Below are 12,121 nucleotides of genomic sequence, written 5' to 3'. Positions count from 1 at the left end.
CGCCCCCTGGGGCGGGAGGGCAGGAGAGGAGCGCGCCCGCACCGGGCGAGGAGGACCACCACCGGGGGGAAGAGACCGATGGAAAGCACCGCACCCGCCAGCACACCCACCACCGCGCCCGCGCCCGCCACCGTGCCCGCCGCCTGGCGCCCCTCGGGCATCCGCCAGGTGCACGCCCTGACCCTGCACGCCGGCCCCGCCCCGCTCTCCGCCTTGCTGAGCCTGCCCGCCCACCGCCCCCGCGCGGTGATCGTGGCCCTGCACGGCGGCGGCATGAACGCCCGCTACTTCCACGCCCCCGCCCACCCCCCCTCCTCCCTGCTGACCCTGGGCGCCCAACTGGGCTACGCCGTACTGGCCCTGGACCGCCCCGGCTACGGCGCCCACGCCCCCTTCGCCCCCCGAGGCCAGAGCCTCGCCCAGCAGACCCGCACCCTGGCCGACGCCCTGACCGCCTTCCTGCCCCGCCACGACCTGGGCGCGGGCATGCTGCTGCTGGCCCACTCCTTCGGCGGGAAACTCGCCCTGGCCGCCGCCGCCCACCACACCCGAAAGCGCCCCCTGGCCGCCGAGGTCCCCCTGCTGGGCCTGGACATCTCCGGCTGCGGCCTGCGCTACACCACCCCCGCCCCCGGGGCCGGCGGCCCGGCCGGCGGCAACTGGGGCCCCCCGCGCCTCTACCCCCCCGGCACCTTCACCGCAGGCGGCGCCCCGCTGGCCCCCATGCCTCCCCGCGAGGCCGCCGAACTGGGCAGCTGGCCCCACCAGTTCGCCGACCTGGCCCCCCACGTGCGCGCCCCCACCCGCTTCACCTTCGCCCAGTACGAGAAACGCTGGCGCCACACCCCCGCCGACCTGGCCCACCTCAAAGCCTCCCTGCCCGCCGCCCCCCGCGTCCTGGCCGACCTGCAGCCCGAGGCCGGCCACAACATCAGCCTCGGCTACACCGCCCGCCCCTACCACCTGCGCGCCCTCGCCTTCGCCGAGGACTGCCTCACCCGCGCCGGCCACCCGGGGTGAGGGCACCCATGCCGGCGACCCTGCGCTCCTTGGCCGTACGCAACTTCCGCCTCTTCGCCGCCGGACAGGTCGTCTCGGTCGCCGGCACCTGGATGATGGTCGTCGCCCAGGACTGGCTCGTCCTGGAGATCACCCACGACTCCGCCACCGCCTTGTCCGCCCTGACCGCCCTCCAGTTCACCCCCCTGCTGCTGCTCACCCTCCACGGCGGACGCCTGGCCGACCGCTACGACAAACGCACCCTGCTGGCCGCCGCCAACACCGCCTCCGCGCTGCTGGCCGCCACCTTGGCCGCCCTCACCCTCACCGGCACCCTCACCCTGTGGCACCTGTGGCTGGGCGCCACCGCCCTCGGCGTCATCAACGCCCTGGAAATCCCCACCCGCATGGCCTTCGTCAGCGAACTGGTCGGCCCCGCGCTCCTGCCCAACGCCTCCGCCCTCTCGGCCGCCTACTTCAACATCGCCCGCGTCGCGGGCCCCGCCGCCGCCGGCCTCCTGATCACCACCTGGGGAGCCGGCACCGTCATGCTCGCCAACGCCGCCAGCTACCTGGCCACCCTCACCGCCCTGGCCCGCATGCGCCCCGCCGAACTCCACCGCACCCCCCGCCCCGCCACCCGCCCCCGCGTCACCGACGGCCTGCGCTACGCCACCGCCCGCCCCGACCTGCGCATGCCGCTGCTCCTGCTGGCCGCCGTCGCCCTCTTCGGCCTCAACTTCCAGCTCACCCTCCCCCTGCTGGCCAAAACCGTCTTCCACGCCGACGCCACCGCCTTCGGCCTGCTCACCACCGCCTTCGCCGCCGGCTCCCTGCTGGGCGCCCTGGCCGCCACCACCCGCACCCGCCGCCCCTCAGCCACCCAGGTCACCGCCTCGGCCGCCGCCTTCGGCCTCCTGGCCGCCGCCTCGGCCGCCGCCCCCGCCTTCTGGACCGCCCTGCCCCTGCTGGCCGCCACCGGCTTCGCCGCCCTCTACTTCACCCAGGCCGCCAACCACCGCATCCAACTGGGCACCGACCCCGCCTACCGAGGCCGCGTCCTGGCCCTCTACACCCTCATCCTCCAAGGCTCCACCCCCCTGGGCGCCCTCGCCGTGGGCTACCTGGCCACCACCTGGGGCACCCGCTGGAGCCTGGGCCTGGGCGGCCTGGCCGCCCTGACCGCCGCCCTGGCCGCCACCGCCACCCGCACCCGCAACGACACCCCCCGCACCCGCCGCACCGGCGCCGGCGCGGCGGCCTGCGGCAAGGCGCCGCGCCCCCCGCCGCCCGCCCCCGCGCCCGCCCCCCACCGGGCGCCGCCGCCACCGGGGACCGAAACCGACCACCGCAGGGGGACGCACCCATGACCACCACCGAGCAGCAGCACACCGGCCAGGCACTCCAGGAACTGCACACCCGCAAGGAGGAGGCCCGCCAGGGCCCCGACCCCCGCGCCACCGAACGCCAGCACGCCAAAGGCAAACTGACCGCGCGCGAACGCCTGGACCTCCTGCTGGACAAGGACAGCTTCACCGAGGTCGAACCCCTGCGCCGGCACCGCGCCACCGGCTTCGGCCTGGAGGACAAACGCCCCTACACCGACGGCGTGGTCACCGGCTGGGGCACCGTGGAGGGCCGCACCGTCTTCGTCTACGCCCACGACTTCCGCATCTTCGGCGGCGCCCTGGGCGAGGCCCACGCCCAGAAGATCCACAAGATCATGGACATGGCGCTCGCCGCCGGAGCCCCCCTGGTCTCCCTCAACGACGGCGCCGGCGCCCGCATCCAAGAAGGCGTCTCCGCCCTGGCCGGCTACGGCGGCATCTTCAGCCGCAACACCCGCGCCTCCGGCGTCATCCCCCAGATCTCGGTCATGCTCGGCCCCTGCGCCGGCGGCGCCGCCTACAGCCCCGCCCTGACCGACTTCGTCTTCATGGTCCGCGGCACCTCGCAGATGTTCATCACCGGACCCGACGTCGTGCACACCGTCACCGGCGAGGAGATCACCCAGGACGCCCTGGGCGGCGCCGACGTGCACGCCGCCGCCTCCGGAGTCGCCCACTTCGCCTACGACGACGAACCCACCTGCCTGGCCGAGGTCCGCTACCTGCTCTCCCAACTGCCCGCCAACAACCGCCAGATGCCCCCCCGCCACACCACCGCCGACCCCGCCGACCGCCCCACCCCCGCCCTCCTCGACCTCGTCCCCGCCGACGGCTCCCGCTCCTACGACGTGCGCACCGTCATCGAGGAGATCACCGACGAAGGCGAATACCTGGAGATCCACACCGCCTGGGCCCCCAACCTGGTGTGCGCGCTGGCCCGCCTCGACGGCCACCTGGTGGGCGTCCTGGCCAACCAGCCCGCCGCCCTGGCCGGCGTCCTGGACATCGAGGCCAGCGAGAAAGGCGCCCGCTTCGTCCAGTTCTGCGACTCCTTCAGCATCCCGCTGCTCACCCTCGTGGACGTCCCCGGCTTCCTGCCCGGCACCGGCCAGGAACACCAGGGCATCATCCGCCGCGGCGCGAAACTCCTCTACGCCTACTGCAACGCCACCGTCCCCCGCATCTCCCTGGTCCTGCGCAAGGCCTACGGCGGCGCCTACATCGTCATGGACTCCCGCTCCATCGGCGCCGACCTCGCCTACGCCTGGCCCGGCAACGAGATCGCGGTCATGGGCGCCGAGGGCGCCGCCGGCGTCGTCTTCCGCCGCGAGATCGCCGCCGCCGCCGACCCCGAGGCGACGCGCGCCGCCAAGATCGAGGAATACCGCAGCCAGCTGGTCCACCCCTACCTCGCCGCCGAACGCGGCCTGGTCGACGACATCATCGACCCGGGCCAGACCCGCGCCGTGCTCTGCCGCGCCCTGGCCATGCTCGCCACCAAGGACGCCGACCTGCCGCGCCGCAAACACGGCAACCCGCCCCAGTAGCGGCCCCGCGCCGGCAGCGCACAGACCCGACCACCACCACCTCCGGCCGCACCGGCCCACACGGAAGGCAGACGCCGCCATGACCCAGACCCTCCCCGCACCCGCCCGCAGCCTCGCCCCGCCCCCCGGCCCCCCTCCCCAGCCGGCCGCCCCGCAGCCGTCCGCCGCCCCGCAGCCGTCCGCCGTCCCGGAGGCGGTCGCGGCCGCCGGCATCGCCCCCGACTCCCCGGTGTGCCGCCTGGCCCGGCTGCTGCGCGTGGAGCGGGGCCGGGCGGCCCCCGAGGAGCTGGCCGCCCTGGTCGCGCTCCTGTACGCGCACACCGCCGCGGCCGCCCGCCGGGCCGCCGCCCGCCCGGCCGCCGGGCCCACCGCCGCCTGGAGCCGCCCCGAGCGCGAACGCGCCTTCGACGGCCCGCGCACCTGGCGCGCCCGCCGCTGAGGCGCCGCCCGCACCACCCGGGGCGCGCCGGAATTGTCTTGACACCTCCTTCGGGCAAAGCTAAATTCGCCCAAAATGGGGGACGGTCATGCCCTCTTCCCGCTGATCCGCTCCGTGTTGATCCACCGGCTGATCCACCGCTGATCTGCTTCGGCCCCCCACCGGGGCGAGTTGCCGCCGGCGCGGCCCACGCATATCTGAACTCGCGTCAATAAACGCATCGGAAATTCCGGTTCACGGTCCGCCGTGATAAAGACCGGCGGGTGCCGTCCTCATGTCCCGAAGGCGGCTGCCAGTTGTCGTCCGCGCCCGGCATGATCGCCTTGTGTGCTGCGCAGGAGTGTCCCGTGTCACTGCCGCGGCAGGCCGCGCGGGCCGCGGCGCCGATCGTGCCTGGTAAAACCAGCAGGCAACCCGGGCGTTCCGCGTCAATAGGCGGACGCCGCCCCTCTTTATCTGTTCTACCTCTTTGAATTCGGTACCGGCGGTCTGTAAGTTCGTCGGTGAGATCCGGACGGGATCTCTATAAGGACTCCACCTGATGGGGGGGAGGCATGACTCGCGGGGGAGGCATGACTCAGAGTTCGCCGGAGGCACTGCTGGAGCCTCATATATCTGTCCAGCACGGTCCTGCCGGGCCGTATCCGTTCGACGAAGGCGTCTCCGAGACGGGGATGCGGGTGGCCGGGCTCTCACGGGGCCGCCGCATCCTGGTGGTGGACAGCGAGCCCGACGGCGCCCAGTCCTTAGTGTGCAGGCTGCGAAGACACGGCCACGAGGCCATCGGCGTGGAGCGGGGCAGCGCGGCCCTGCAGGCCTATGAGGACGTCGACTTGGTCCTGCTCGATCTCGAGCTTCCCGACCTGGACGGGCTGGAGGTGTGCCGGGCGATCCGCTCGGTCAGCTGCGTCCCGGTGATCGTGGTCACCGCCCGCCGCTCCGAACTCGACTGCGTGCTGGGCCTCCAGGTGGGCGCGGACGACTACGTGGTCAAGCCCTACGGGTTCCGGGAGCTGATGGCCCGCATCGAGGCGGTCATGCGCCGGGCCCAGTGGCAGCCGCCCACCGCCAAGGAGATCCTCCACGGCCGGCTGCGCATCGATGTGCGCTCCCGGGAGGTGTCCCTGGACGGCCGTCCGGTCGCGCTCACCCGCAAGGAGTTCGACCTGCTCTCCTTGCTGGCCACCCACCCCGACACCGTCATCCCGCGCAAGCGGCTGCTCCAGCAGGTGTGGGGGGACTCCTGGTCCCGCCGCACGGTGGACACCCACGTCAGCAGCCTGCGCAGCAAGCTGGGCGACAGCGGCTGGATCGTGACCGTGCGCGGAGTCGGCTTCAAGATCGGCAACGGGTAGGCGGGCGGGCACGCGGGGAGAAGACAGAGAGGGCCGCGGGGGCGCGGCGGGATCTCTCCCGCCGCGCCCCCGCGGCCCTTCCCGCACCCGCAGCTGCGGCCCTGCCCCTCCGCGGCCGGCGGGGCGGGTTCAGGGGCCCAGGACCCAGGCGGACTGGTGCTGGGTGAAGCCGATGTGCGGGTAGTAGGCGGTGGCCGCGGGGGCCGAGAGCAGGACGATCTTGGCGGTGGGCGCCTCCTGCCGGGTCGCCTCGATCAGCGCGCGGCCGATGCCTGAGCGCTGGTGGTCGCGGGTGACGGCGATGTCGCTGAGGTAGGTGACGTAGGAGAAGTCGGAGACGCTGCGGGCGATGCCCACCAGGCGGCCCTGGATACGGCAGGTGACCACCAGGTTGGCCTGGTGGAGCATCCGGGTGAAGCGCTCGGTCTCCTCAAGGGGGCGGCGCTCGCCCAGCCCGGAGTCGCGGTAGACCTCCCTGACCTCCTCCAGGTCCAAGGCGGTGCCGGGGACGCGTTCAGTCTTCCAGTTCACAAAGGGACTCCAATCGGGCGGCGATCACGTCATGGTGGGTCAAGAAGCGTTCCGGGTGAAGGGGGCCCAGCGCGATGCCCTCCAGGGCGAGGGTGTCCTCGAAGTGCTCGCCGGTGGAGGCGGTGGCGGTGGCGGCGGCCTGCACGGCGCGGTAGGCGTGCTCGCGCTCGGTGCCCTCCGCCAGGAGCTGGGCGAGGACGGCCGAGCTGTAGATGAGGCCGCGGGTGTGGTCGAGGTTGGCGCGCATCCGCTCGGGGTGCACGGTCAGGCCCTCGACCAGGTCGGCGGCGCGGGTGGCCTGGTAGTGGCTCAGGGTGAGGCTGTCGGGCAGCACCACCCGCTCCACCGACTGGTGGGCCAGGTCCCGTTCGTGCCACAGGGCGACGTCCTCGAGCATGGTGGCGGCGTGGCCGCGCAGAATCCGGGCCAGGCCGCACAGGCGTTCGCTGGTGGTGGGGTTGCGTTTGTGGGGCATGGCGCTGGAGCCCTGGTAGGCGCCGGTGCGCGCCTCCTCCACCTCGCCCACCTCGGTGCGCTGCAGCAGCCGCATCTCCAGCGCGATCTGCTCGACGCAGGCGCCCAGCGAGGCGAGGGCGAAGACCAGCTGGGCGTGCCGGTCGCGGGCGACGACCTGGCTGGGGGAGGGCTCCACGCCCAGTCCCAGCTCCTGGCACACATACGCCTCCACCCGCGGGTCGATCAGCGCGTAGGTGCCCACCGAGCCGGAGACGGTGCCCACCGCGACGGCCTGGCGGGCGGCGCCCAGACGGGTCAGGCAGCGGTCGACGGCGAAGGCGAAGCCGGCGAGTTTGTGGCCGAAGGTGGTGGGCTCGGCGTGGACGCCGTGGGTGCGCCCCACACACACCGTCCCCCAGTGCTCCCGCGCCCGCTCGGCCAGGACGCGCCGCAGCCGCGCCCCGGCGGCCCGCACCAGGTCCGCCGCCTGGGCCAGGGTGTGGCCCAAGGCGGTGTCCACCAGGTCGTAGCTGGTCATGCCCAGGTGCACCCAGCGCGCGGAGGAGGGCGGGATGTTCTGGCAGTAGGCGGCGAGGAAGGAGAGGACCTCGTGGTCGCGTTCGCGTTCGATCAGCGCCACCTGGGCGGCCTCGGGCACCGGCGCGGCCCGCATGTCCTTGACCGCCTCCGGGGGCACATGCCCCAGGTCGGCCTGCGCCTGGGAGGCGAGGATCTCCACGCGCACCCAGGTCGCGTAGCGGTTCTGGTCGCTCAAGAGGCGGCCCATCTCGGGCAGCGTGTAGCGGGGGATCATCGCGGCTGCACTCCCATCAGGAGAAAAAAGGGGGACACAGGACAAGGGGGGCAGGGGGGCGGGGGCTGGCGTCGGTGCGGCGCCGCTCAGTAGGAGGGGAAGTACTCGCGCTGCTCCCAGTCGGTGACCGCGCCGCCGCCGTCGGCGGGGGGCTGCGCGGCCTGCCAGGCCTGGAAGCGGGCCAGTTCGCTCTCCTTGAGCTTGGTCAGGCAGGAGGCCAGCGGTTTGCCCAGCAGCTGGGGGGCGCCGCCGGCGCGGAAGGCCTCCAGCGACTCGGCCAGCGACTGCGGCAGCGCACCCCACCCGCCCGCCTCGGTGCCCGCCTGGGCCGTGGAGGGGGCGGTGAGGCCCTCCAGGCCGGCGAAGAGCTGGGCGGCGATGGCCAGGTAGGGGTTGGCGCTCGGCTCGCCCACCCGGTTCTCCACGTGCAGGGAGCTGTGGCCGCCGACCACCCGCACCATCACGCTGCGGTCCTCGAAGCTCCAGCCCACCTTGGTGGGGGAGAGGGAGAAGCCCGAGCCCAGGCGCCGGTAGCCGTTGACGCTGGGCACCGAGAGGAGGCACAGGTCGCGGGCGTGGGCCAGCAGGCCCTCCACGTAGGCGAGGCCCTGCGCCGAGAGGCCGCCGGCTTGGTCGCTGAAGAGGTTGCCGCCCCCCTCGGCCCGCTCCTGGCGCACCGACTGGTGCAGGTGCCAGCCGCTGGGGTCGAAGCCGTCCAGGCCCGGCAGCGACATGAACGAGGCGTGGTAGCCGCGCCTGGCGCAGGTCTGCTTGGCCAGCGTCCGGAACATCAGCATCGCGTCGGCCGACTCCAGGGCCCGCATCGGGTCGAAGGTCGTCTCGATCTGGCCCGGGCCCGACTCGTGCTCCATGGAGCGCAGCGGCAGCCCCAGCTCCAGCAGCAGCATCGCCAGCGGGTCGGCCACCGGGGCCAGCGAGTCGTAGGAGGTGTCGAGGTTGAACTGGTAGCCCGGGTTCATCGCCTCCACCCGCGGCGCGGCCCCCTGGAGGCCGAAGCCGTTGCCCGCGTTGCCCACCTCGCCCGGCAGCCGCCGCGTCAGGTACCACTCCACCTCCAGCCCCACCACCGCCTCCAGCTTCCGGGCCGCGTACTGCGCGCACACCTGCCGCAGCACGTTGCGCGCCGAGAGCGGGTGGGGCGTGCCGTCGCGCAGGAACTCATCCCCCAGCACCCAGGCGGTGCGCGGCTCCAGGTGCGGCAGGAGCTGGAAGGTGAGCGGGTCGGGCACCAGCACGAAGTTGCCCGCGCCCGCCAGCTCGCGCACCCCCACCCCCGGATCGCCCAGGAAGTCGACGGCCACCGCGTGCCCGGTGTCGAAGAGGAAGGGGCCCGGGCTGAAGTCCATGCCGGTGCGCAGCACCGCGGCGAAGGCGCGCGCGGTCAGCGTCTTGGAGCGGGCCAGCCCGTGCGGGTCGCAGAAGACCAGGCGCACGAAGTCGACCTCCTCCAGGTGCGCCTCGATCTCGCGGGCCGCGGCGACCTGCTCCGGGCTCCACAGGCCGAACTCGAGGGCGAAGGCGGGACGTCCCGCCTCGCCTTGGGTGTGCGGGGTGGACCACGACCGGGAGTACATGGCTACAGCATCCTTTCGGTGACTTTGACCGGCACGGCCGGCAGCGGGCCCAGTTCCGCCTCCAGGCGGCGGGCGGTGGCCAGGACCAGGCCGTCCGCGCCCAGGGGACCCACCAGCTGGAGCCCCACCGGGAGCCCGGAGCGGGTGAGGCCCGCAGGCAGGGACAGCGCCGGCTGGCCGGTCATGTTGAAGGGGTAGGTGGCCGGCGACCACGCCAGCCACAGGAGGTCTTGCGGGTCGGCCGCCCAGCGCGGCGCGATCGCCCCGGCCTCGTAGGGCTCCACCGGCACCGTGGCCATCGCCAGCAGGTCGAAACGCTCCATCACCGCGGCCAGCCGGGTGCGCAGCGCCAGCCGCGCCTCCTCGGCCCGCATCACATCGGCGCCGCTGAGCGACCGGCCGTGGCGCACCACCGCCAGCCGGCCCGGATCGCACCACTGCTCGTCCTCGGGCGCGGTACCGGCGGCCTCGGCCGCGGCCAGGAGGTCCACCAGCGCCGGGTAGGGGTCGCCGAAGGGCACCTCGATCCGCGTCACCCGGTGCCCGCACGCCGCCAGCGCGGGCCAGGCCTGCTCGCTGACGCGCCGCACCTCCGCCGAGGTGCCCGGGAACTCGATCCAGCCGATCCGCAGCGGCCCCGCCCGCCGCGGCAGCTCCCGCCCGCCCCACTGCGAGTCCGGGTCCAGGGGGTGCGGGCCCGCCATCACCCTTGCCAGCTCGATGACATCGGGCACGCTGCGCGCCAGCGGCCCCAGGTGCGCGAGCCGGTCCGCGCAGCCGGGCACGTAGGGCACCCGCGCGAAGGAGGGCTTGTAGCCCACCACCCCGCACCAGGCCGCCGGTATCCGGATCGACCCGGCCCCGTCGGTGCCCAGCGCCGCCGCCCCCAGCCCCGCCGCCACCGCCGCCGCGCCGCCGCCGCTGGAGCCGCCCGCCGACCTCGCCGTATCCCAGGGGTTGCGGGTGCCCCCGCCCAGCCGGCTGACCGTGCTCGCGCTCCACCCGTGCTCCGAGGTGGCCGTCTTGCCCACCACGATCGCCCCGGCCGCCCGCAGCCGCTCCACCGCCGGCGCGTCCGCGCGCCGCCGCCGGTTGGCCAGCAGCGACCCGCGCGTGGTGGGCAGATCCTGGGTCTGCACCAGGTCCTTGACGGTGACCGTCACCCCCAGCAGCGGCTGCTCCCGCCAGGCGGCAGCACCCCGCACCCGGATACGGGCGTCGGCGGCAGCCGCCTGCAGCAGCGCCTCTGGGCCCGCCACCGACACGAACGCGCCCAGATCCGCGTCCCGCTCCCGCACGGCGGCCAGCACCGCCTCCACCTGCTCGACGACCGTGGTCTGCCCCCGGCGCAGAAGCTCCCCGGTCTCACGCACACCCAACGAGGTCAACGGTTCTCTCCCGGATGAGAAATGACAGCCTGTCAGTGACTTGGCACCACACGCCCCGGGCCCCGGCCGCACCACCGCACCCGGCACACCAGGACTGGCGCGCCCCGCCCGCGCCCCCTCCTGGCCCCCGGGAAGCCGGGCGCGAGGGGGAGGGCAGCACACGGGGTGCTTGCCGGCCCGCAGGAGCCGCGAGGAGGCGTCGCCGGGCGCCACGGGCACCGCGGGACTTCCACGACGCGGACTAGGCCCTGTCGTCACAATGTCGCCTGCTGTGCGACGCCTGGCACGCGTCCCCTCGGCCCTTCGGGCCTGGGGAGGCCCCATGCTCGCCGCGTTGTCAAAACCGCCCACGTACAGCCCGGTACGAGGACGGTCCTCCGCCTTGCGGGCGCACGCACCAGAGGCCGCACAGCCCGGCCTCCGCCCGGACGCCGCCCTTTCGACGACAGGGCCTAGGGCACCCGCCGCGCCGCCCCCGCGCCCGCGTCGGCGGCCTCGGCCGCCGCCTTGACCGTCTCCCAGTGCCACCGGGAGTCGAAGGAGGTGACCTCCACCTCCTGCCCGGCGGCCGCCAGTTCGGCCGCCAGCCCCGTCGCCCGCGCGATCAGCCCCGAGACGCGGTGCGCGGCCAGCAGGTCCGCCTCCGTGAAGGGCCGCCCCTCGCAGCGCAGCAGCCGCATGTCGATGAACCCGTTGAAGACCCGGCCGGCCACCGTCACCTGCTGCGGACTGCGGATGCTGAAGCGCACCCGCGAGGCCACATGCCCGCGGTGGTGCTGGTCGGAGTAGAACGCCACATCCGGCAGCGTGGGCGGCACGAAGTAGTCCCGGGCCGCCACCGCGGGCCCCTTGGGCAGCCCCCCGGGCACGAAGTGCCACGAGTTGTACTGCATCCGCGAGGAGATCGCCCACGCCGTGTCCGCCAGGTGCTCCACCGAGTCCCCGAAGTAGCGCCGCGCCTGCGCGGTGGGCACCACGCAGCAGAAGTACTCCGTGATGCCCCACTGCGTGATCGTGTCCCAGTCCTGCTCGCGCAGCGCCCGCAGCAGCCGCGGCAGCGAACGCATCCCCCGGCTCATCGCGAAGTCGGCCTCGAAGGCGCCCGTCGCCGCCGAGACCGTCTCGTAGACCAGCGACTCCAGCCCCGTCCCGAACGCGCCGTGCGGCCGGCCCAGCCAGCCCGGGTCGCCCTCCAGCTCCCGCCCCAGCTCCTCCAGCGTGCCCCCCGCAAGCCCCAACGGGCCCCGCAGCCGGGCACACACCTCCTCCTCGCGCTGCCGCGCCGCCGCGCCGCCCGGCCGCGCCACCCGCTCGATCTTGTGCATCAAAGCGCCGTGGATCTCCCGGTAGAGCTGCACGCTCCCGCGCACCCGCTCCCGCCGCTCCCGCAGCGCCAGCGCCAGATCGTTCAGCTCCCCGACCCGCCAGGACGCCGCCGGCGCCACCTTCCGGCCCCCCGGCACCGCGTTGTAGTTGCGCCGCACCCGCTCCAGCATGAACGCGATGTGATCCACCGTCAGCTGCGTGCCGTTGGCCTCCTCGATCCGCGCGAAGCCCGCCGAGCGCACCAGCAGCGTCAGACACACCACCATCACCACGTCGTTGTCCG

At 74.3% G+C, this 12,121-nt stretch carries 9 protein-coding genes and 1 pseudogene; 5 read left to right on the top strand and 5 right to left on the bottom strand.

Annotated elements, in window-relative coordinates:
* Window positions 1–78 precede the first annotated feature (78 nt).
* The 5 genes from H299_RS0123390 to H299_RS0123370 all read left to right on the top strand — a co-directional run bounded on the left by H299_RS0123390 (window position 79) and on the right by H299_RS0123370 (window position 5,728).
* A complete protein-coding gene (locus tag H299_RS0123390; RefSeq protein ID WP_078512983.1) occupies window positions 79–1,020 on the top strand; it encodes an alpha/beta fold hydrolase in 942 nt (313 codons plus the stop codon).
* A gap of 8 nt (window positions 1,021–1,028) precedes the next feature.
* Complete coding sequence (locus H299_RS0123385; RefSeq protein ID WP_027750385.1) at window positions 1,029–2,369, top strand: MFS transporter; 1,341 nt, start codon at window positions 1,029–1,031, stop codon at window positions 2,367–2,369.
* Window positions 2,366–3,934: an acyl-CoA carboxylase subunit beta gene (locus H299_RS0123380; RefSeq protein ID WP_027750384.1), complete on the top strand. Its 1,569-nt coding sequence runs from the start codon at window positions 2,366–2,368 to the stop codon at window positions 3,932–3,934. Before H299_RS0123385 ends, H299_RS0123380 begins: the two co-directional genes overlap by 4 nt.
* 79 nt (window positions 3,935–4,013) lie before the next feature.
* Window positions 4,014–4,373 carry an acyl-CoA carboxylase epsilon subunit gene (locus H299_RS38580; RefSeq protein WP_078512982.1) on the top strand — a complete coding sequence of 120 codons (360 nt, stop codon included), beginning with the start codon at window positions 4,014–4,016 and terminating at the stop codon, window positions 4,371–4,373.
* 572 nt (window positions 4,374–4,945) lie between these two features.
* A complete protein-coding gene (locus tag H299_RS0123370) occupies window positions 4,946–5,728 on the top strand; it encodes a response regulator transcription factor (RefSeq protein ID WP_027750382.1) in 783 nt (260 codons plus the stop codon).
* Between the two features lie 129 nt (window positions 5,729–5,857).
* Here H299_RS0123370 and H299_RS0123365 read toward each other — a convergent pair whose 3' ends face one another.
* From H299_RS0123365 to H299_RS39710, 5 genes and pseudogenes are all read right to left on the bottom strand, one after another.
* A complete protein-coding gene (locus H299_RS0123365) occupies window positions 5,858–6,259 on the bottom strand; it encodes a GNAT family N-acetyltransferase (protein WP_027750381.1) in 402 nt (133 codons plus the stop codon).
* Window positions 6,243–7,529: an adenylosuccinate lyase gene (purB, locus tag H299_RS0123360; protein WP_037760296.1), complete on the bottom strand. Its 1,287-nt coding sequence runs from the start codon at window positions 7,527–7,529 to the stop codon at window positions 6,243–6,245. The genes H299_RS0123365 and purB overlap by 17 nt, the downstream gene beginning before the upstream one ends.
* Before the next feature lie 86 nt (window positions 7,530–7,615).
* Window positions 7,616–9,124, bottom strand: coding sequence for a glutamine synthetase family protein (locus tag H299_RS0123355; protein WP_027750379.1), 1,509 nt, complete (start codon window positions 9,122–9,124; stop codon window positions 7,616–7,618).
* Between the two features lie 2 nt (window positions 9,125–9,126).
* Window positions 9,127–10,512 carry an amidase family protein gene (locus H299_RS35820; protein WP_199782493.1) on the bottom strand — a complete coding sequence of 462 codons (1,386 nt, stop codon included), beginning with the start codon at window positions 10,510–10,512 and terminating at the stop codon, window positions 9,127–9,129.
* 452 nt (window positions 10,513–10,964) lie between these two features.
* Window positions 10,965–12,121 (bottom strand): annotated as a pseudogene (locus H299_RS39710) (hypothetical protein); the annotation flags it as partial.

This window comes from Streptomyces sp. CNH287 (genome assembly GCF_000424825.1).
This window is presented reverse-complemented; position numbering and strand designations above follow the sequence as displayed.